Here is a 21,365-nt window from a genome sequence, read left to right on the forward strand (position 1 = left end):
TAATTTGTTATTTCATTTTTATAAACATCAAATATCTATTTTAAAAATAAAATTCCAAAAATATCAAATGATAATCTATTTTAGATAGAATACTAAGCAAAATCATTTGCATAAAGGATTAAAATGAGATTTTTTCTATCAGCACCTCATATGAGCAAAAAAGAATTAGAGTACATACACAAGGCTTTTGAAAGCAACTATATAGCGCCTTTGGGAGAATTTGTAAATGCTTTAGAGCAAAGCATAAAAGATTACACAAAAAGTTCTAATGCATTAGCTTTAAATGCCGCTACAGCGGCGATACATTTAGCTCTTAGAGTTTTAGGAATCAAACAAGATGATATAGTCCTTGCTTCAAGTTTTACTTTTATAGCTTCAGTTGCTCCTATTTCTTATATGGGTGCGCGTGCTGTGTTTATTGATTGTGATGAAACTTATAATTTAGATGTAAATTTGTTAAAAAAAGCTATCAAAGAAAGCCCTAAAAAGCCAAAAGCTCTCATTCTTACTCATCTTTATGGAAATGCTTCTAAAATGGATGAAATAGTCCAAATTTGTAAAGAAAATGAAATTTATCTAATCGAAGATGCCGCAGAAGCTTTAGGAAGTTTTTACAAAAATAAAGCTTTGGGAACATTTGGGGATTTTGGAGTATATTCTTTTAATGGTAATAAAATCATCACCACAGGTGGCGGTGGTATGCTAGTAAGTGAAAATAAAGCTAATCTTGAAAAAGCAAGATTTTATAGCACTCAAGCAAGAGAAGATTGCTTGCACTATGAGCATAAAGAATATGGCTATAATTATAGAATGAGCAATATCTTAGGTGCAATTGGTACAGCCCAAATGGAAGTTTTAGATCAAAGAGTAGAAAAAAAACGCCAAATTTATAATTGGTATAAAGAATTTTTAGGGCAAACTTTTACTTTTTTAGATGAGTTAGAAAATTCTAAATCAAATCGTTGGCTTAGCACCGCTTTGCTTGATTTTAGCTTTGATAAACTTAATACTTATGAAAAACACCATATATGTGGCAATGAAAATGTATCAATTCAAAATAAAATTTTAAAAATAATCCAAACTTTAAAAGACAATCAAATAGAAAGTCGTCCTCTTTGGAAACCTATGCATTTACAGCCATTATACAAAGGTTATGATGCATATTTAAACGGCAATAGCGAATTTTTCTTTAGTAATGGCATTTGTCTTCCAAGTGCAACGACTATGGAAAAAAATGATATAGAAGAAGTTTCTATGCTTATTTTAAAAACTTTAAAGGATTAAAATGGATTATAAAAGCAAACGCCTAGGATTTTTCTTAGGTGCTGATATTTTATTATTTGTTATTAGTATATTTTTGTCTTTTTCTTTGCGTTTTAGTGCAGATATACCTAATGAATTTTATGAGGGAATGTTTAAAAGTGCTGTAGTTTTAATCTTTTTAAAGATTATATTTTTAGCTTTATTTAGAATTTATCAGGTTGCTTGGAGGTTTTTTTCTCTTAATGAGGCAAGAAAATTAGTATTGGCACTAGCTTTGGCCGAACTTGCATTTTTAGGAATTTATTTTTTATATGATGATTTTTTTAATCCTTTTCCAAGAAGCGTAATTGGTATAGATTTTGTGCTTTCTTGTATGCTTGTTGGAAGTTTAAGAATTAGTAAAAGAATGGTTGTAGATTTTAGAAAACCAAAATACAATGAAGAACATCCTTGTATAGTAGTTGGAGCAACTTCTAAAGCCTTGCATTTATTAAAAGGAGCCAAAGAAGGTAGTCTTGGATTATTTCCTGTGGCTGTAGTTGATGAGCGCAAAAATTTAATAGGCACTTATTGTGATAAATTTATAGTCGAAAACAAAGAAGCAATCAAAAAATACACCCAAGAAGGCATTCACACAGCTATCATTGCTTTAAAATTAGAACAAGATGAATTAAAAGCTTTATTTGATGAACTTATTTCTTATGGTATAAATGATATTAAACTTTTTTCTTTTACTCAAAATGAAGCAAGAGATATTAGCATAGAAGATCTACTTGCTAGAAAACCTAAAGATTTAGACAATGCTTGTGTAATTGATTTTATCAAGGATAAAACTGTTTTAGTAAGCGGGGCTGGTGGAACCATAGGAGGTGAGCTTTGCAAACAATGTATAAAATTTGGCGCTAAACATCTTATAATGCTTGATCACAGTGAATATAATCTTTACAAAATCAGTGAAGATCTAAACACTCATAAAGAAAAAATCGAAGCTATTATGATAAGCATTTTAGACAAAGAAGCTCTTGAAAAATTGCTAAGTACCAAAAAAATAGATCTTATTTTACACGCTGCAGCTTATAAGCATGTCCCTTTATGTGAGCAAAACCCTCACTCAGCAATTTTAAATAATATCATGGGGACTAAAAATTTAATTGATCTTGCTAAAAAATATGAAGTAAATAAATTTGTCATGATAAGCACTGATAAAGCTGTTCGTCCTACAAATGTCATGGGATGCACAAAAAGAATTTGCGAGCTTTATGCTCTAAGCTCAAGCAAAGATAATTTTGAAGTAGCTTGTGTTCGTTTTGGCAATGTTTTAGGATCAAGTGGTAGTGTTATACCTAAATTTAAAGCTCAAATTGCTGCTAATGAACCTTTGACTTTAACCCACCCTGATATAGTGCGTTATTTCATGCTAGTAGATGAAGCGGTGCAACTTGTATTACAAGCTGCTGCTATTGCAAAAGGCGGGGAATTGTTTGTGCTAGACATGGGCAAACCTGTTAAAATCATGGATTTAGCAAAAAAAATGTTATTATTATCTAATAAGAAATTAGAAATTAAAATCACTGGGCTTAGAAAAGGTGAAAAATTATACGAAGAGCTTTTAATTCACGAAAATGATTTAAAAACTCAATATGAAAGTATCTTTGTTACCACTAGTGAAATTAAAAATTTAGATGAACTAAATAAAGACATTCAAAGATTAATTTGTGCTCAAGATCCTGTGCAAATTTTAAAAGAAATAGTACCTGAATTTAATCATAATAAAAACGGAGAATGATTAAATTCTTGTTTTATTTTAAATAATATAATTTAAATTTTACTTGATTAATATGAATAAAAACGATAGAATTGCATTTTTAAAATGTGATTGAAATCAAATAAAGGAAAAAAAGTGAAATTATTGGTTGTTGATGATAGTTCTACAATGAGAAGGATAATCAAAAATACCCTTGTAAGATTAGGACATAAAGATGTTTTAGAGGCTGAGCATGGGGTTGAAGCTTGGGATTTACTTTCACAAAATGATGATATTAAAGTTTTAATCACTGACTGGAATATGCCTGAAATGAATGGATTAGAGTTAGTTAAAAAAGTAAGAGCTGAAGAAAAATATGCTGATATGCCTATTATTATGGTTACAACAGAAGGTGGTAAAGCTGAAGTTATCACAGCTTTAAAAGCTGGAGTTAATAACTATATAGTAAAACCTTTCACCCCTCAAGTTTTAAAAGAAAAACTTGAAGATGTTTTAGGAAGCAACGAAGGCTAACCTACTCTTTCTATGCAAAAATACTATTATGAACTTTTTTTTCAAACAGACAAGGAATATTTAAATTTATTCCTTGATCTGATTTTTTCTTTTAATATAGATGCAATTGAAGAAAAAGATAATGGTATATACATAAGATCTGAAGAAAACCTAGAACTTATCCATTTAGCTTTAACAGATTTTCATCAAAAACTTTGTGAAAAATTTAATTTACAAATTTTATTTCATTCTAGTTTAGAAAAAAAAGAAAACAAAAATTGGATAGAAGAGTATAAAAAAGGTATACAAGCTTTAACGATAGAAAATATTCATATCCATACAACTTGGCAAGAACCTTTAAAAGATAAAATCAATATTATCATTGATCCTGCTTTAGCTTTTGGCTCTGGTCATCATGAAAGCACTTATACCTGTATAGAATTTATACAAAAATACACTAATAAAGAAAAATTTTGCCTTGATGTAGGATGTGGAAGTGGAATTTTAAGCATCATCATGGCTAAGTTAAACGCCAAAGTACAAGCTTGTGATACTGATGAATTAGCCGTAATAGCAAGCAAAGAAAATGCAAAATTAAACAATGTTGTTTTTGATGATATATGGATTGGTTCAGTTAATAAAAGCTTACAAAAATATGATATAGTTGTGGCCAATATCATCGCTGATGTGATAATGATATTAGAAAAAGATTTAAAAGAAAAAATGAAAGATGATGGAATTTTAATATTATCTGGAATTTTAAATAAATATGAAAACAAAATTAAAGAAAAATTCAAAGATCTTACTTTATTAGAGTCTAAAAATAAAGGAGATTGGTTGAGTTTAGTTTATAAAAAGGAAAAGAATGGACAAAAAAACAAATAACCCTAAAGATAACCAAAATAATAATAGTTTTTTTAATAAAAATCCTATTTTTATTTTTGCTATTTTTGCCATAGTAATGATTTTCTTGTTTAAAGGATTTTCAGATGATCCTAGTATGGGAATTACAGGCAGCGAAAATACTAAAAAAATTACATATTCTGAGCTTAAAACTCTTATAGAAAACAATCAAATAGCTCAAGTAAATATAGGACAAACTACTATAAAAGCCGTTTCTAAAGCAGGAAATATGGTTTATATCACTAAAAAAGTCCCAAGCGATACTACATTTGTTCCTTTGCTTGATTCAAAAGGTGTTTCATATGGTGCATTTAATGAAAGCAATTGGTTTATAGATATTTTGCTTTCTTGGGTATTACCTGTGTTTATTTTCTTTGGAATTTGGATGTTTTTGGCTTCTCGTATGCAAAAAAATATGGGGGGATCCATACTTGGCATCGGTAGCTCTAAAAAACTTGTCAATTCAGAAAAACCAAAAGTAAAATTTAACGATGTAGCAGGTGTTGAAGAAGCTAAAGAGGAAGTAAAAGAAATAGTTGATTTTTTAAAATATCCTGAAAGATACATTAGCTTAGGGGCAAAAATTCCAAAAGGGCTTTTGCTTGTAGGTCCTCCAGGGACAGGTAAAACTCTACTTGCAAAAGCAGTAGCAGGTGAAGCTGATGTACCTTTTTTTAGCGTATCAGGCTCATCTTTTATAGAAATGTTTGTAGGAGTTGGTGCTTCTAGAGTAAGAGATTTATTTGAAAATGCTAAAAAAGAAGCTCCAGCTATAGTTTTCATAGATGAAATAGATGCTATAGGAAAGTCTCGTGCAGCTAGTGGAATGATGGGTGGAAATGATGAAAGAGAACAAACTTTAAATCAACTTTTAGCTGAAATGGATGGTTTTGGAACTGAAAGTTCTCCTGTTATAGTTTTAGCAGCTACAAATCGTCCAGAAATTTTAGATGCAGCTTTGCTTAGACCAGGTCGTTTTGACAGACAAGTTTTAGTAGATAAGCCTGATTTTAAAGGAAGATGTGATATTTTAAAAGTTCATATGAAAGATGTTAAAATTTCACCTGAAGTTAAAGTAGAAGATATAGCAAGACTTACTGCTGGACTTGCGGGTGCTGATTTAGCAAATATTATAAATGAAGCAGCATTATTAGCTGGTAGGGATTCTAAAAAACATGTAGAGCAAAAAGATTTAGTAGAAGCTGTTGAAAGAGCCATAGCAGGACTTGAGAAAAAATCTCGTAGAATTAACGATAAAGAGAAAAAAATCGTTACTTACCATGAATGCGGTCATGCTTTAATAGCTGAAACCACAAAAGGCGCTAAAAAAGTTAGTAAAGTGTCTGTTATACCAAGAGGTTTGGCAGCTTTGGGATACACACTAAATACACCTGAAGAAAATAAATTTTTAATGCAAAAGCATGAACTTTTAGCTGAAGTAGATGTATTGCTTGGAGGAAGAGCAGCTGAAGAAATTTTCATAAAAGAAATTTCAACCGGAGCAAGTAACGATCTTGAAAGAGCTACTGATATCATTAAAGCTATGATTTCTATGTATGGAATGAGTGAGATAGCTGGGCTTATGGTTCTTGAAAAACAAAGAAATACCTTTTTAAGCGGTGGTCAAACCATAAAAGATTATTCTGATAAAATGGCACAAGATTTGGACGAGTATGTTAAAAAAACTTTAGATGAACGCTATATTGGAGTAAAAGAAATACTTAAAACTTATAGCGGAGCCATAGAAACTATGGTTCAAGCTTTATATGAAGAAGAAACTATAGATGGTGCAAAAGTTAGAGAGATTATCAAAAACTACGAAGAAGAAAATAATCTTCCTACACGCTTGGAAGAAAAAGAACAAGAAGCTACTAAGGAAAAATAATGAAAACTAATTTTATTGCAAAATCTGGCTGGGGATTTTTGATATCTCTTGCCATAATTTTTGCAATAATTCAAATTATTTGGGGATTTTCTTGGGTATTGTGTTTGATTTTTGCTTTTTTTGTATTTATTTTTAGATCAAGCAAAATCGAAAATGTTGCTGATTTAAACACTATTATTTCTCCTATAGAAGGAAAAGTAAAAAAAATTCAATCTACTACTTATACAGAGCTTGGAGAATGCGTTGAAATTCAAATTGTAAATTCAATTTTTTCTCAAGGAAGCATTGTTACTCCACTTGATATGGAGATAAAAGAAACAAAAATCAAACATGGTCTTTTTTTATGTCCTTTTATGAAAAGCTCTAGTTTATTAGGAGAAAGAATTTTATTTTTAGCAAATTCTAAAAATAAAAAATTAGCAATGAGAATCATATTTGGTGCGTTAAATAGAAAAACTTGCATTTATGAATTTGGCCATTATTTAAATCATGGACAAGAAATGGGTTTTATGTTGGATGGAAGCGTGAGTTTATTTTTGCCAAAAGATAGCAAAATTTGTGTCAATGAAAATGATAGTGTTCGTATTGGCGGATTAATAGGGTATTTAAACTCATGAATTTTAAATTAATTTACATCTTACCAAATCTTTTTACAGCGGCTTCAATTTTTTTAGGAATTATTTCTATCATAGCTTCTATTAATCAGCATTTTGATAAAGCACTTATTTATATCATACTTTCTTTAATTTGCGATGGACTAGATGGACGCGTTGCAAGAGCTACAAATTCAACATCTAAATTTGGTATAGAATTTGATTCTTTAGCTGATTTAATCGCTTTTGGCGTTGCCCCTGCAATCTTATTTTACATGAGTATAGGATATGAATATGGCAAATTTGGCTCTCTTGTTGCGGGTTTATTTGTAGTTTTTGGCGCTATACGCTTAGCAAGATTTAATGTCACTACAGGCACTTATGAGCCATCTGTATTTATAGGTTTGCCTATACCAACTGCTGCTGTAGTAAGTGCTTTATGGGTAAGTGCTTATTTATATTATGATATTTTTAAAGATTATTCTTTATTGATTTTAGGTATTCAAATTTTACTTGCATTTTTGATGGTAAGTAACATCAGATACCCAAGTTTTAAAAAAATTGATCTTAAAAGAGCCAATGTATTAAAAGTTTTAATCGCTTTGGTTGTTTTATTTTCCATGTTTTATTTATATTTTTTAGAAAGCACTTTAATACTTGCTAGTTCTTATGTTTTATATGGCTTACTTAGAAGCGTATATACCCTAACAAAGACTTTCAAAAAAGACTAAAATTCATTTTTACTTCATTTTGGAATGTTAAACTTAATTAAGATTTCAAAATAAGGAGTAAAATTTGAATAAAAATAAAATTTTTAGACAAATTCATATTTATATTAGTTTGTTTTTTTTGCCATTAGCTTTTTTATATGCTATCACAGGTTTTTCTTTTCTTGCTAGTATTGATGGAGATGTTGGATCTAAAATTCAAGAATATAAAGTTCAAGCTGTGATACAAAAAGGTGCTGAAGCAGAATTTTTAATAGATTTTTTAAAGCAAAACAATCTTGCTCTACCATCTTCTTTAGAGCCAAAATTTAACAAAAAAAATCACAATATAATTGAAATTGGAAAATTACACTATAGCGTAAGCATAGAAAAAATCAATGAAAATGAATATAGAATTAGCACAAAAACTAGAAGTTTGCTTGGAGATATGATTTTATTACATAAAGATAAAGGTATGTGGTATTTTTCTATACTAGGTTTAGCCTTTGCTTTAGCTATGATTATTCTTTATTTTTCTGGACTTTTAATAACTTTAGTTGCCATCCGTAAAGACAGAGGAAAACAAATTGCAGTATTGATTTTAGGCTTTATTGTTACACTAACAATTGCTTATTTTAGCGTATAGTATTTAAGGTATATCTTATAAAATTTAAGATATACTTACGACTTTTAAGGACAGATGGGTGAGTGGTTGAAACCACACCCCTGCTAAGGGTGCAGATCTTAACGGGTCTCGAGGGTTCAAATCCCTCTCTGTCCGCCACTTTCAATAGCGTTTATGTATTTTTCAAATTCCCCACTTTCATCAATATCATTTCCATATAATTGATAAAGTTCATAGTAATATTTTACAAATTCCTTGTACTCTTCATCAAGTGGTAAAAACACCTCATCTTCTAAAATACAAAATTTATCCAAATAATTTTTCGCATCTTCTTTTAATACATAATGTCTTGCAAGCTCATAATAATTTTCTAAAAATACTTTTTTAAATCTTTCATACGCTTCTATGCTAAAATCTATATTTAATTTTTCATCTTCAAATACCAATACTCTTGCGTTAAAAAGTAATGATAGATGTATCAAACCTTCAGTGTAATAAGGTTTTACCTCTTCAACTTTTTGCCAAGCTATAAGACCTACAGCCCTTTTTATAAGCTCATAAAATACAGGTAATTTTAGCTCCTCTTCTTCATGTAAAAAGAAATTCACAAGCCCGCCTGCAGTAGCTTTAAATTCTTCAATATTTTTAAACACCCCACTTTCATTCATTTTCTTTTCACTATCATTTGCCACAAAGAAAATATGTCCAAATTCATGACCTATAGTGGAAACTTCATATATTTTTTTCCAAAGTTTTTCATTAAAAAATAAAATTTGTCGCCCATAATCTAAAAATTCTTTTTCAAAAATCATAGATGAAAGTTTCATAAAAGGTTTTGTTTTAGCATTTTCATACACATAGTTTAAAAATGCAAAAATCTTTTTACCAGCAATATTGCTTACATATTCATCATTTGGCACTACTTGAGCCGAAAAAAGTCCTTTAAGCTCTGCTCCATAAAAAATCATAGGCATACAAATATAAAGTTGAGTTTTATCTAAATTAAAATTCACTTCTTCAAAAAGTTTTTCATCTTTTTCTTCTAAATTTTCATAAATCATAGAAAAACTTTCTTTAATTTTTTGCTTAAAATTATCAGCGTTAAAATCACTCACATCTTCTAAGCGTATATCCCATTCTAAAGCAACTGCATGTGTGTAAGAATCTTCATAATATTCTAATGGATGACCTATTTGCAAAGGAGATTTTACTTCCATCCATGCAAGTTCAGCTTCTTGCCATTTTTTAATCACCTCATCATTATTTTTTTCACAAAATGCTAATTTTAATTTTTCTATATAATCAACATAAGCTTTTTTACCATCATCTAAATCATAATTTTTTAATTTTTCCAAAAGTTTGTCAAATTCATACTCAAGTTTTAAAACTTCATTTTCAAACGCTTTAGCATAAGGTAAAAATCTCCAAATAGTTCCTATCTTTACCAAAGCTCCATAACTTCTTTCACAAATTTGCTCATCTTGATTTAATTGGTATAATTTATTTTGTTTTAAAAATTCTAATACATCACTTAAATTTGGAAATTGTTCTTTTAAAATTTTATTATTAGTATCTAAAATTTGCTTACTCCAAACAATATCAAAAGAATTCATCACAACGCCTATATTATGCACCCCTTGAATCAAAGCTAAATAAAATTCATCAAGCAAATTTTTAGTTTTAATTTCATCGATTAAATCTTGATGTTCTACTTCATAAAAAGCCCTTACTAAAGAATGAACTTTATATTTAATCTGCGTAATTTCTTCTTCACTCAATCCTTTTTTTTCAAGCTCTTGAACTAAATTTTCTTCTTTTAAATCCACCAAACGACGCAAAATAGCTAAAACATTGCTTTTTTCATTGTCAAGTTCAGCTAGCTCTAAAGCTCTATCAATTAAAGGATGGCTTTGATTGTTTTGTAAAATTTTATAAAGATCATTGATGTTTTGTTTTCTATTTTTTACAATTTGTGCAATTTGTTTAAAATCATTCATATTAACCTTTCTTTTTTTTTCATTCTTAATTATAATATTTTTTTGAAAATACAAGGAGAAATTGTATGAAAAATATGGGTGAAGCAAAATTAAAAATTATAGCTATGCCAAGCGATACAAATCCTGCGGGCAATATATTTGGTGGATGGATTTTATCTCAAATGGATTTAGCTGGTGGCATTGCAGCTAGAGAATTATCTCCTCAAAGAGTAGTAACTATTGCTATGGATGAAGTTAGCTTTAAAGAACCTATATTTGTAGGAGATTTAGTATCTTGCTATGCAAAAATCATAAAAGCTGGAAGCACTTCAATAACTGTAAAAATCAAAGTAGTCGCTCAAAGAGCCAATGAAAATGGTAATGTATATTGCATACATACTAATTCTGCCACTGCTACTTATGTTAGTGTTGATAAAAATGGAAATAAATTGCCAATTGATGCTGATTTAAAAAGAATACACGGCTTTTAGAATAAATTTTATTGTATTTTTAAAAAACTTTCTATATCATCACAAAAAAACTTCTAAGGCTATATATGCGTGGATATAAAATATTTTCTGGCTCTGCAAATGAAGAATTTGCAAAAAAAATTTCTAAGTATCTTTCTTTGCCTTTAAGCGATGCTGGCATCAAACGCTTTAGTGATGGTGAAATTAGTATTCAAATAGATGAAAGTGTGCGTGGAAAAGATGTTTTCATCATACAAAGTACTTGTGCACCAACTAATGATAATCTAATGGAGCTTTTAATCATGACTGATGCTTTGCGTCGATCAAGTGCAAGCTCTATTACTGCTATTATCCCTTATTTTGGCTATGCAAGACAAGATAGAAAAGCAAGTCCTAGGGTACCAATTACTGCAAAATTAGTAGCAAATCTTATAGAATCAGCTGGCGTAGATAGAGTAGCCACTATAGACTTACACGCTGGACAAATTCAAGGATTTTTTGACATACCTGTGGATAATCTTTATGGAAGTATTATTTTTAATGATTATATTAAAAATAAAAATTATAAAAATCCTATCATCGCAAGTCCTGATATAGGAGGTATAGCAAGAGCTAGAAGCGTGGCAAAAGCTTTAGGACTTGACATAGTCATAGTCGATAAAAGACGCGAAAAAGCCAATGAAAGTGAAGTGATGAATGTCATAGGTGATGTAAAAGATAAAGAAGTGATTTTAGTAGATGACATCATCGATACAGCAGGAACCATAGTCAAAGCAGCTGAAGTGTTTAAAAACAAAGGTGCAAAATCTGTTATAGCTTGTTGTACCCACCCTGTGCTTAGTGGTATAGCTTATGAAAGAATAGCCAAAGATGCATTAGATGAACTAGTAGTAACTGATACCATACCTTTAAAACAACAAATGGATAAAATCAAAGTCTTAAGCGTAGCACCAATTTTTGGTGAGGTAATACGCAGAGTTTATCATAATGAAAGCGTGAATTCTTTATTTGTATAAATTCTTTGCAAGGTAATCCTTGCAAAGAATTATTCTGTAAAGCTTGGAATATATTTTAAGACTTCTTTTCTAAGCTCTTCATTTTCTCTTAATAATTTTAAAACCGATTTTACATAAGCTTCCTTTGTTTTACCAACTCTATTCAAAAACCCACCATCTTTAAAAATTCCTTTTTGATTAAATATTTTTAATAATTCATCATAGTCTTTATTTTCATATACAAAATTAAATTTATTTTCAATCTTTTTGTGTAGATTTTCAAAATCTATTAATCGCTCTAAAGAATTAATCTTTTCTTGTATTTGCCCAGGTGTTTTTGATTCTTTAAATATAGATTTTAATTTATGTTTTACTTCTTTTTCTAATTTTTCTGAAATTTGATTTTGTAGAAAATTTTTATATTTTGTTTCAAAGATATAATCTTTTACTTCTTCAAATTTTTCTTTTTCGTCTGATTGTTCTAAAATAGCCAAAATAACACATTCTAATAAAAATAAATTTTCTACTTCAGCTACCTCTAAAACTTTCACTTGATTTTTATTTGCGTTATCTATTTCTTCCTTGGTTCTAAAATCTCTATCTATAATTCCATAAGCATTAAAACCATGCAAGGCATTTTGTTCGTTGAAAGTTTTTGTATAGCTTAAAACATTTTCACAACCATCACATGGTATGATTTGATATTGTGGGTATAGTATGCTATAAATTTTAGTGTCTAAACTTTCACTTTTTCCTTCTACAAATAAAATATTTCTTCTAGCACCTAAAAGTTTTAAAAATAATTCTTGTGGTATATCATTTTCTTCTATTTTTTCTATTTCCCATTTTTGTCCATTGTAAAATTTAATCCAAAATTTATCCGCTTCTATATGATTTGCAGCAAAATTTAAATCATGCGTTATGTATATAAATAAACAATCTTGCCTATGTCTTTCTAAAACACTCCAAAGTTTATTAGTTAAAGATGGATGCAAGTGTAATTCTGGCTCATCAATTAAGATAATTTTTTTCTCAATACACAAAACATACATTATCAAGTATAATACAGCTCTTTCTCCATCACTCATCATTCTTGCTTCATATTCGTGCTGATTACTCATAACGCATAAAAATTCATCTTCTTTAAGTTCTATTTCTCTATGAGTAAAAATTTCTTTCCAAATGTTTTTAGCTTTATCTATGATATTTTCAGTTTTTATGCCACTTTTATGTTCTTGTCTTAATTGCTCGTGTTCATAAACTAAGACATAGCTTAAAAGCTTATCATAATCACTATGAAGCTTTATTGTTGCATTTTCAAATCCATTATATTTATAACTGAAAATATTATATGAATCATAATTAATATTTCCATAAAACAAATCATTTTTAGCCTCTTTATAGCTATGTCTTGTTATATATTCTGATATAGTCGTGTCTCTTTGAGCTGGAATTCTATATAAATTTTCACATTCTTTTTCCATCCAAGCTCCAAGCCTACTTTTACCTGAACCATTAGCACCTACTATTATAATAGAATTTGTATTTGTTTTAAATTCTTGTTTTATTCCATTTTCATCAGGTAAATAATAAATATATTCTTCCACCCTAACTCCTTAACAACGCTATATATTCACTTTGTTTTTGATTTAAGACTTTGAAAGTGCTTATGATGTAAGAAAATTCATCATCATTTAAACTATAAAGTCCTTTTATCAAAATGTCATTTTTTGCTCTTAAGATATCATAGGCTTTTTTGGTTTTTGGAATTTCTTCATCTTTTATGTTAAATTCTTGTTTTAGTTCATCAAAATAATGATTTTTATCATTATAAAGCTCTAAAAGCAAAGCATTTTTAGCTAAGATTTTGTAAATTTCATTATTTTGTAATTCTTCATCGCTTGGTTGAGGTAGAGGAATTCTTTCTAGGTAAGTTTTGCTTACATTGATTTGCACCATATTTCTTATAATAAAATCAACCACTAAAGAATTAAACAAAGCTAAAACAAACAAAACTCTTTCATAAGGCATTGCATCTATAGAAATTCCATCATCTTTTAAAACATATTGTTTTGGCACATTTGCAAACATACTATGTCCAAATCCGCAATTTTTTGGCAATAAAGAAGCTATTAAAGTTCTTTCATCGGTATCCCTTGCAACAGCTCTATAAGCAAGTCTAAAAAATTCTCTATCATATTTTATTAACTCAGGTTTTAATTCCTTGCCAGTAGCTTTTTTAGCTCTTGAAAGTTCTTTGTTTTTTAAACGCTCATCAAATTTAGCCTTTTCTAAAAAATAAGTAGCTTGGCTAAAATTTGGGTCAAATTGGTGTATCATTTTACCTTCATATAAAGGCAAAAGTCCTTCCCTAAACTCTTCTATAAACAAATCTTTATCATTTGTCATATCAAGTTCTCTTCTAAAATCTATATAATCAAAAGATAAGTTTTCAAAAGCATTGTAAGATTTTTTTAAAATTTCTAAAGCTTGTTTGTCTTTTAGCTCCATTAAGGCTAGGTGAGTTGGGCTTAGCTTTTTGATATCTTTTAAGCTTAGAGTTAAAATTTCATCTTTGTTTTCTAATGAGCTAATATCTGTTTTATAAAACATAGTTTTGATTTTGTGAGTGTGATTTGCTTGTGTATTTTTTATAAGCATAAGGGCAAATTTATATCTTGAATCTACATCAGCAAATATAGCTTGTCTGTTTTCAAAACTATAAAAATATTCTAAAGTTTTATTTTCTAAAATTTCTTTTCTTAAAGTTAAGCTTCCATCTTCAAACATCAAAGCACTAGGCAAAACATAAGCTAAATTTCCTTCTTGTTTTAAAAGAGAAAGATTTTTTTCTACAAAAAGACGAAATAAATTTCCATCTCCGCTACCTTTATTTAACGGATAAGAATTTTTATAATACTCGTTTAAATCATTTATATATGCTTTTTGTTTTTCGTAATTTTGCTTTATATAATCTTTAGCTAGTAAGTTATTTTGAATTTCTTTTTTCTTGCTAGCGATTAAGCTTCTATAATCGCTTTTGTATTGTGGAAAGAAATCATCGTCACTAAATTTAGTTTTGTCCCAAGGTGGATTGCCTACGATAACATCAAAACCTTTAAAATTTTGATTTTCTATGATTTCAGGAAATTCTATCTCATAATTAAAAAATTTAAATTTTTTAGTGTATTTTGTGATGATATTTTTTGCTTGTTCGTTTTGATTTAGATTTTCTATGCCATCTTGATTTAAAGCTTGCAAAATTTGTAATTCTTCTTTGTTTGCAAATTTTAAAGTATTTATGTAATTTAAATATAAGTTTAAATTATCAAGTTTTGGTGTGATTTCATTTTTATAAATTTGTTTAGATTGTTTTATCTCTTCTTCGTTTGTGTCTTTTAGATTGTCTAATTTTTCAAAAACTTCTTTTAAATTTTCAAATTCTTTAGTGATGGAATTTGTAAAAAGGTTATTTGCATTTTGCATGGTTAAATTTTTAAAATCATTTATGCTTGAATTTATCAAAGCATTACCACATTTTATATGATGTTCTATGAAAGAAAGTGGAGTCCCAAAGATAAAACTATCTATCCAAAGACTAAGTTTTGTAAGCTCTATACTAAAAGGATTTAAATCCACTCCATAGATAATACGCTTTAGCAATAATCTTTTTAAAACATCGCTTTCATCTAGCTCATAATCTTGCACAAAATCTTTTATGGAATTTAAAATATTTTCTTTTTCTTGCTCGTGAAGTTCTTTTAAATTTGTAAAATTATCAAAGTCATTTAAAACAATATGAGTGATTGCATTTAAAGCATTAACTAAAAAATGCCCACTACCGCAAGCATTGTCTAAAATTTTAAATTTTAAAATATTTTCGTTGTTTAGTTTATCTTTTAAAGCACTTTGTATTAAAAAATTTGTTATAGATTGAGGTGTATAAAAACTCGCACTTGCTTTTCTTGAATTGCTAGTATTTTTAAGATAAATTTGTCCTTTTTTATAAAAAGTGTATTTTTCTACTTTTTTTGATTTTTCTAACATTTTAAAATCATAATTATCAAAGTAGCATTCTATTTCTTTAGATTTTTCTTTATAACTTACATAGTATATATCTTCACTTGCTATTTCAAAAAAATAAGAAAGCAAGCCTTCATAAATAGTCCCTAAATGTTCTACGCTTAAGGTTTTGTAATCTCTTGTGAAAATTAAATTTTTATCTTTGTAATTTAATAATTTTTCTAAAATATATTTTAGATCTTTATCGCTAAAAATTTTTGGAGTATTTAAAAGTTTTGTTTTTTGAGTATCAAATAACCCACCATTAAAAACAGGCATATCAAAACTATTTTTACCTTCATTGTAAATTTGAAAAATAGTTTCTAAATCGCCAAAACCAGCACTTGAGCTTTCATCATCACTTAAATTTTGCAATAAAGTTTTTATGCTAATTTTGCTTTTAAAATATTTATGTTTTTCTAAAATATTTTCAAATTTATCTTCAAAATAAGCAATAAATAAAAGCCTAAATACAAAATATAAAGAATTTTCATAAATTTCTTGCAAATTTGCTTGAGTTTTAGTATAAATTTTAGTTCCTATAAATTCAAATAAAGATTCATTACCATTTGTTCCGTATATTATGGATTTTAAATCATCTTCTATTTTAATTTTTGATTCTTTATTAACTTGTAAGGATTTTTCTATGTGATTTTCTTGAGTGTAATTTATAAGACTAAAAACGCTATAAAAATACGCAAAAGCTTGATAATTTTGATCTTTTATAATTTGTTCTAAATTTATTTCATAAAAAATTTTATTTGAACTAAGTATGGAATTATCATAAAAACGCCAAAATCTTCCATTGGTTAAAAAGCCATAATTTTTTTTGAGATTACTCAAATATCTTAAAATTTGAAAATGCGGATTTTCTTTTACTTTTTTATTGTCTATTTCTACTTCGTAAGCTTTTGATTCTACTATGATGGCGAAGTCGTTGTTTGATTTTTTTATTTCTTTATTTAATTTTTCATATTTTATTTTTGATTTTTCATCATAAAATAGTAAAAAATCAGGTTTTTCTTCTTTTCCTTGTATGATTTTGATATCTTGTCTTACAAATTTCCATCCTAGAATTTCTAATACTTTTGATATAAAATCATCTTCAAATTGATGCTCGTTTTGTTTTTTAAATTTTTCTATATCATATAATTTTATGATTTTATCTAGGTTGTTTTTGTATATTTTTTCATTTTCTTTAAAATTATATATATTTGGAAATTCAACTTCTAATGTATAACTTGTAAAGAGATTATTATTTAAATATTTTTTAATTTCTTGATAAAAATTCATTTAAAAAGCACCTTTATATTATTTTTCAAATGATAACAAAAAGAACTTTTTAAAATACTAAGAGCAATTCTGGTGGAGACGAGGGGAATTGAACCCCTGTCCAAAAATAAAACAACCACGGCATCTACATGTTTAGCAAAGGTGAAAAATTCATCTAGCCAAACTCACCTTCCAAAATTTCAAGCTAGACTAAGACTTTAATTTCGATTAAAATTTGTCAAATTCTAATCTACACTATCAAAAATGACCAAATTCTAAGCTAGATAGTATCACTTAAAATTCAGGCTCAACTGAACTTACGCAGCTTTAGCGTAAGCAGGAGCGAATTTAACGTTGTTTGCGTTTAATTTTAATTTGAGCTTTTTACGCTTTGCTCAAAGCGACATGCCACCAAGGCCACTCTACTCCTGTCGAAGCCAAGTCGTCCCCGTTATTTAGAAATTTTATCAGGTACATTTGCAATTTGAGGATTAAACACACTTAAAAACGAAGCATTTTTTTCATAATCAGCACAATATTTTTCAAGTTGCTCAGCTACTAAAAACATCCAATCAACAAATTCATCACTTGCTGGACCATCAAATTTTAAAGCTTCATTTGTAATCTCTTCACAAAAAGTGCAAAAATTTACAAGTTCATCTAAATTTAATCTCTTAGCAGCCCATACAACATTATGTATATTTTGCTCTAAATCTTTTAAAGCCTCTTTGTATTTTTCACTATCACTGCTTAATTTCACAATCAAAGGTTCTAAAATATCACAAAGGCTTCTAAAAAAATACAAAAAACGCTCGATTTCTTCAAGCTCATAATCTATCTCTAATTGCTCTAAAATTCCCATAAAAACTTCTATAATTTAAAGTTTAAATGTTTATTTTAGCAAATTTTAGATAAAATTAAAATTTCATACAAAAATTAATTTTTGGAAAAAAATGGATAGAATTGTAGAAATTGAAAAATTTTCCCCAGATGAAACTTATGAAACAAGCTTAAGACCTTCAAATTTTGATGGCTATATAGGTCAAGAAAATATCAAAAAAAATTTACAAATCTTTATAAAAGCAGCAAAAAAACGCAATGAATGTTTAGATCATATACTTTTTAGTGGTCCTGCAGGACTTGGTAAAACTACTTTAGCTAACATCATTTCTTATGAAATGAATGCAAACATCAAAACCACAGCCGCACCCATGATAGAAAAAAGCGGTGATTTAGCAGCGATTTTGACAAATCTTCAAGAAGGAGATATTTTATTTATCGATGAAATTCATCGTTTAAGTCCTGCTATAGAAGAAGTGCTTTACCCTGCTATGGAGGATTTTAGACTTGATATCATCATAGGTAGTGGGCCTGCTGCTCAAACCATAAAAATTGATTTACCAAAATTTACACTCATAGGAGCTACCACAAGAGCGGGTATGCTAAGCAATCCTTTAAGAGATCGTTTTGGGATGCAATTTCGCCTTGAATTTTATAAAGATGAAGAGCTTGCTATCATTTTAGAAAAAGCTGCTATAAAACTTAATAAAACTTGTGAAACAAAAGCTTCTTTAGAAATAGCCAAACGCAGCCGCTCTACTCCAAGAATAGCCTTAAGACTTTTAAAAAGAGTAAGAGACTTTGCTGATGTAAATGATGAGTCTATCATCAGCGAAAAAAGAGCTAAAGAGGCACTTGATTCATTAGGAGTAAATGAGCTTGGTTTTGATGCTATGGATTTAAGATATCTTGAACTTTTAACACAAGCAAAAAGAAAACCCATAGGGCTTTCTAGCATAGCTGCAGCATTAAGTGAAGATGAAAACACTATTGAAGATGTCATAGAGCCTTATTTGCTTGCAAATGGCTATATAGAAAGAACTGCTAAAGGACGCATAGCAAGTTTAAAAAGCTTTGATGTTTTAAAACTAAAATATAATAAAGGTTTATTTGATGAAAAATAGCAAATTTTTTCTAATTAGTTTTATTTTAATCGTTTTATTTTGGGTGCTATATTTATTCCAACCTTTTTTGATGAATATTGCCATAGCTAGCTTGATGGCTGTCTCTACTTCTAATGTCAATGTAAAATTTCTAACTATTTTTAAAGACAAAAAAGTTGTAGCAGCTCTTGCAACTACTTTGTTTATGCTAGCTTTATTTTTCATACCTTTTGTATATGCTATCATAGAACTTGCCAAAGCAGCTAAGAATTTTGACATCAATTATATTTACAATACCATACAATATTTTAAAAATTATAATTTAGAATTACCAGAATCTTTAAGTTTTATAGAACCAAAAATTCAAGAAACTTTAGCAAGTATTGATTTTAATTCTATTTCGAAAAATATTTTAGGGTATATTTCTAGTGCAACTAAATTTGGAACCAAATTTTTAACAGATATGGTTTTAATCTGTGTTTTTTACTTTTTTGCAAATTTATATGGGGCTAGATTAATTAGCTATATTAAAACCATAGTTCCTATGCAAAAAGAAGAAACACAAGGGATTTTAAGCGAAGTAAGCAATGTAATGTCCGTGGTGTTTTATTCTATGGTGTTAAATGCAATCTTACAAGGAATACTTTTTGGAATCATCACAAAATTTTATGGCTATGATGCTATTTTAATGGGAATTTTATTTTGCTTTAGTTCTTTGATACCTGTGGTTGGTGGGGCATTAGTTTATGTGCCAATATCACTTTATGAATTTGCAAATGGCAATTTAAATGCAGCTTTAGTGATATTTTTATATAGCGTGATTATGATTTCTTTTGTTGCAGATACTTTAGTAAAACCTTATATCATCAAATGGATCAACAACAAACTCGTAGAAATCCCAACACAAATTAACGAACTTTTGATATTTTTTGCAATGATAGCTGGAATTTCAAGCTTTGGATTTTGGGGAATTATTTTAGGGCCTGCTATATTAACTTTTTTTATTTCCACTTTAAAATTATATGTGATTTTAAACGAAAGACATTTTGTATAAAGCGATTATTTTGAAATAATCGCTAAAATTTCTTCTTCACTAGTGAGTTTTTTATTATATTTTATCACTAAAAATTTAGAGTTTTTATATACATCTAAAACCCCTTTAAAATCTTTAATAACGCTTAAATCTTTTTGTATATCTAAAGGCAAATATACATTTTTAAATTCAGAAGGACTTTGTAAAAACAGCAACAATACAAACCAAACAACTGATAAAACTATCAACACACTAGCAAGCATTGTTAAGCTAAAATGATGCAAAAAGTATCCTCCAACAACACCACCTAAAAAACTTCCAAAATAACCAAAAGCATTAAACACTCCTAAAGCTGCACCTTTTTCATTTACTTTAGCAAATTTACTCGCGCAACTTTGCATAATAGGCTCATGCAAATTAAATCCTACAAAAAAGATTACCACTCCTACCATAAAAAATAAAGCATTGTCAGAAAAAGCAAAAATCGCATAAGCTATAATAAAAAATGCCACCCCTAAAAGTAAAATTTCTTTACTAAGTCCTTTTCTTTCTCCTAAAGAACCTGATAAACCCATAGCTAAAAATCCAAGCACCATAGAGCTAACATAAACATGCCATAAATTCTCACTTGGGTAATTAAACTCATGCACCAAAACCAAAGGAATGCTTAAAAATGCGATACTCATAAGCATTTTTTGCATGCAATTAGTTAAATTCATAAGTGCTAAATTTTTTTCTTTTAAAAGTGTTTTCAAAGGAGTTTTTGTATTTTCATGATGAATAGCTTGTTCTTTTGGCACAACACTAAAAAGCAATACTATACAAATAAAACTCAAAATAGCACTAAGATCAAATAAACTCGATAAGCCAAATTTTGCACTTAGCAAAGGAGAAAGCACCAAAGAAGCTGCAAATGAAATTCCTATAAATGCACCCATTATAGCCATAGCTTTACCACGATTTTCTTCATTGATAAAATCACTTATCATAGCCGTTGCTACAGCTCCTATAGCTCCAGCTCCTTGTAATAATCTTCCAAAAATCATAGTATAAATATCATCAGCATAAGAACAAATCAAAGAACCTATTATAAAAACAATAAGCCCTATTAACATAGTTTTTTTACGCCCTATTTTATCTGAGATTACTCCAAAAGGAACTTGCAAAGCCATTTGCATTAAAGCATAAACACCAATTAACAAACCTACTAAAAATTCATTAGCACCTTGAAGTTTTAAAGCATATAAACTTAATACTGGCAAAACTATAAATAATCCAAAAAATCTAGTTCCAATTATAAAAGATAAAGGTAAAACTGTTTTTAGCATATATTCTCCTTAATAAAGGATAATTTTACTATGATTTTGATAAACTTTTTTTA

General features: G+C 28.5%; 17 protein-coding genes, 1 tRNA gene and 1 other RNA gene. 13 read left to right on the forward strand and 6 right to left on the reverse strand.

The genetic code is table 11. The features are described from left to right. Positions 1–123 precede the first annotated feature (123 nt). From pglE to CVOLT_RS06310, 9 genes are all read left to right on the forward strand, one after another. Positions 124–1,284 (forward strand): UDP-N-acetylbacillosamine transaminase, encoded by a 1,161-nt coding sequence (pglE, locus tag CVOLT_RS06270; protein ID WP_039665949.1) that lies wholly within the window; start codon positions 124–126, stop codon positions 1,282–1,284. Between the two features lies 1 nt (position 1,285). Next, positions 1,286–3,049 carry a UDP-N-acetylglucosamine 4,6-dehydratase (configuration-retaining) gene (pglF, locus tag CVOLT_RS06275; protein ID WP_039665950.1) on the forward strand — a complete coding sequence of 588 codons (1,764 nt, stop codon included), beginning with the start codon at positions 1,286–1,288 and terminating at the stop codon, positions 3,047–3,049. Between the two features lie 114 nt (positions 3,050–3,163). Beyond that, entirely contained in the window at positions 3,164–3,541 is a 378-nt protein-coding gene (locus CVOLT_RS06280; protein ID WP_039665951.1) for a chemotaxis response regulator CheY, read from the forward strand. Positions 3,542–3,553: 12 nt separating this feature from the next. Then, positions 3,554–4,405 carry a 50S ribosomal protein L11 methyltransferase gene (locus CVOLT_RS06285; protein ID WP_039665952.1) on the forward strand — a complete coding sequence of 284 codons (852 nt, stop codon included), beginning with the start codon at positions 3,554–3,556 and terminating at the stop codon, positions 4,403–4,405. After that, positions 4,386–6,308 carry an ATP-dependent zinc metalloprotease FtsH gene (gene ftsH, locus CVOLT_RS06290; RefSeq protein WP_039665953.1) on the forward strand — a complete coding sequence of 641 codons (1,923 nt, stop codon included), beginning with the start codon at positions 4,386–4,388 and terminating at the stop codon, positions 6,306–6,308. Before CVOLT_RS06285 ends, ftsH begins: the two co-directional genes overlap by 20 nt. After that, positions 6,308–6,925, forward strand: a complete 618-nt coding sequence (locus CVOLT_RS06295; protein WP_039665954.1) for a phosphatidylserine decarboxylase-related protein — start codon at positions 6,308–6,310, stop codon at positions 6,923–6,925. Before ftsH ends, CVOLT_RS06295 begins: the two co-directional genes overlap by 1 nt. Further along, positions 6,922–7,632, forward strand: a complete 711-nt coding sequence (gene pssA / locus CVOLT_RS06300; protein WP_039665955.1) for a CDP-diacylglycerol--serine O-phosphatidyltransferase — start codon at positions 6,922–6,924, stop codon at positions 7,630–7,632. Before CVOLT_RS06295 ends, pssA begins: the two co-directional genes overlap by 4 nt. Before the next feature lie 64 nt (positions 7,633–7,696). Further along, positions 7,697–8,254: a membrane protein gene (locus tag CVOLT_RS06305; protein ID WP_039665956.1), complete on the forward strand. Its 558-nt coding sequence runs from the start codon at positions 7,697–7,699 to the stop codon at positions 8,252–8,254. Positions 8,255–8,302: 48 nt separating this feature from the next. Continuing rightward, positions 8,303–8,392: transfer RNA gene (locus CVOLT_RS06310), tRNA-Ser, on the forward strand. Here the strand turns inward: CVOLT_RS06310 and ciaB are convergent. After that, on the reverse strand, positions 8,371–10,230 hold the full coding sequence (ciaB, locus tag CVOLT_RS06315) for an invasion protein CiaB (RefSeq protein WP_084059217.1): 1,860 nt from the start codon (positions 10,228–10,230) through the stop codon (positions 8,371–8,373). The two genes, CVOLT_RS06310 and ciaB, sit on opposite strands and share 22 nt — an antisense overlap. A gap of 65 nt (positions 10,231–10,295) precedes the next feature. Between ciaB and CVOLT_RS06320 the strand changes: the two genes are divergently transcribed. Together CVOLT_RS06320 and CVOLT_RS06325 are read left to right on the forward strand one after the other, a co-directional pair. Beyond that, entirely contained in the window at positions 10,296–10,700 is a 405-nt protein-coding gene (locus CVOLT_RS06320) for an acyl-CoA thioesterase (protein ID WP_039665957.1), read from the forward strand. A 65-nt stretch (positions 10,701–10,765) separates the two neighbouring features. After that, positions 10,766–11,695, forward strand: coding sequence for a ribose-phosphate pyrophosphokinase (locus CVOLT_RS06325; protein ID WP_039665958.1), 930 nt, complete (start codon positions 10,766–10,768; stop codon positions 11,693–11,695). 29 nt (positions 11,696–11,724) lie between these two features. Here the strand turns inward: CVOLT_RS06325 and CVOLT_RS06330 are convergent, their stop codons facing one another. From CVOLT_RS06330 to CVOLT_RS06345, 4 genes are all read right to left on the reverse strand, one after another. Continuing rightward, complete coding sequence (locus tag CVOLT_RS06330; protein WP_039665959.1) at positions 11,725–13,281, reverse strand: AAA domain protein; 1,557 nt, start codon at positions 13,279–13,281, stop codon at positions 11,725–11,727. 1 nt (position 13,282) lies between these two features. Further along, the gene (locus tag CVOLT_RS06335; protein WP_039665960.1) at positions 13,283–17,029 is read right to left on the reverse strand and encodes a type II restriction/modification enzyme; all 3,747 of its coding nucleotides are present in this window, start codon (positions 17,027–17,029) and stop codon (positions 13,283–13,285) included. 70 nt (positions 17,030–17,099) lie between these two features. Further along, positions 17,100–17,458, reverse strand: a transfer-messenger RNA (tmRNA) gene (gene ssrA, locus CVOLT_RS06340). Position 17,459: 1 nt separating this feature from the next. After that, positions 17,460–17,870 (reverse strand): hypothetical protein, encoded by a 411-nt coding sequence (locus tag CVOLT_RS06345; protein WP_039665961.1) that lies wholly within the window; start codon positions 17,868–17,870, stop codon positions 17,460–17,462. Between the two features lie 91 nt (positions 17,871–17,961). Here CVOLT_RS06345 and ruvB point away from each other — a divergent pair, with 91 nt between their 5' ends. Together ruvB and CVOLT_RS06355 are read left to right on the forward strand one after the other, a co-directional pair. Beyond that, on the forward strand, positions 17,962–18,972 hold the full coding sequence (gene ruvB, locus CVOLT_RS06350) for a Holliday junction branch migration DNA helicase RuvB (protein WP_039665962.1): 1,011 nt from the start codon (positions 17,962–17,964) through the stop codon (positions 18,970–18,972). Continuing rightward, complete coding sequence (locus CVOLT_RS06355; RefSeq protein WP_039665963.1) at positions 18,962–20,005, forward strand: AI-2E family transporter; 1,044 nt, start codon at positions 18,962–18,964, stop codon at positions 20,003–20,005. The genes ruvB and CVOLT_RS06355 overlap by 11 nt, the downstream gene beginning before the upstream one ends. 5 nt (positions 20,006–20,010) lie before the next feature. Here CVOLT_RS06355 and CVOLT_RS06360 read toward each other — a convergent pair whose 3' ends face one another. After that, a complete protein-coding gene (locus CVOLT_RS06360; protein ID WP_039665964.1) occupies positions 20,011–21,312 on the reverse strand; it encodes an MFS transporter in 1,302 nt (433 codons plus the stop codon). Positions 21,313–21,365 lie beyond the last annotated feature (53 nt).

This window comes from Campylobacter volucris (assembly GCF_008245045.1).
GTDB classification, from domain to species: domain Bacteria; phylum Campylobacterota; class Campylobacteria; order Campylobacterales; family Campylobacteraceae; genus Campylobacter_D; species Campylobacter_D volucris.

Bases quoted from the DNA above. Each gene is read 5' to 3' on its own strand.
- CVOLT_RS06355 (WP_039665963.1), top strand. From the start codon at position 18,962: ATGAAAAATAGCAAATTTTTTCTAATTAGTTTTATTTTAATCGTTTTA.
- CVOLT_RS06285 (WP_039665952.1), top strand. From the start codon at position 3,554: ATGCAAAAATACTATTATGAACTTTTTTTTCAAACAGACAAGGAATAT.
- CVOLT_RS06345 (WP_039665961.1), bottom strand. From the start codon at position 17,870: ATGGGAATTTTAGAGCAATTAGAGATAGATTATGAGCTTGAAGAAATC.
- CVOLT_RS06335 (WP_039665960.1), bottom strand. From the start codon at position 17,029: ATGAATTTTTATCAAGAAATTAAAAAATATTTAAATAATAATCTCTTT.
- ftsH (WP_039665953.1), top strand. From the start codon at position 4,386: ATGGACAAAAAAACAAATAACCCTAAAGATAACCAAAATAATAATAGT.
- ciaB (WP_084059217.1), bottom strand. From the start codon at position 10,230: ATGAATGATTTTAAACAAATTGCACAAATTGTAAAAAATAGAAAACAA.
- pglF (WP_039665950.1), top strand. From the start codon at position 1,286: ATGGATTATAAAAGCAAACGCCTAGGATTTTTCTTAGGTGCTGATATT.
- pssA (WP_039665955.1), top strand. From the start codon at position 6,922: ATGAATTTTAAATTAATTTACATCTTACCAAATCTTTTTACAGCGGCT.
- CVOLT_RS06360 (WP_039665964.1), bottom strand. From the start codon at position 21,312: ATGCTAAAAACAGTTTTACCTTTATCTTTTATAATTGGAACTAGATTT.
- CVOLT_RS06295 (WP_039665954.1), top strand. From the start codon at position 6,308: ATGAAAACTAATTTTATTGCAAAATCTGGCTGGGGATTTTTGATATCT.
- pglE (WP_039665949.1), top strand. From the start codon at position 124: ATGAGATTTTTTCTATCAGCACCTCATATGAGCAAAAAAGAATTAGAG.
- ruvB (WP_039665962.1), top strand. From the start codon at position 17,962: ATGGATAGAATTGTAGAAATTGAAAAATTTTCCCCAGATGAAACTTAT.
- CVOLT_RS06320 (WP_039665957.1), top strand. From the start codon at position 10,296: ATGAAAAATATGGGTGAAGCAAAATTAAAAATTATAGCTATGCCAAGC.
- CVOLT_RS06325 (WP_039665958.1), top strand. From the start codon at position 10,766: ATGCGTGGATATAAAATATTTTCTGGCTCTGCAAATGAAGAATTTGCA.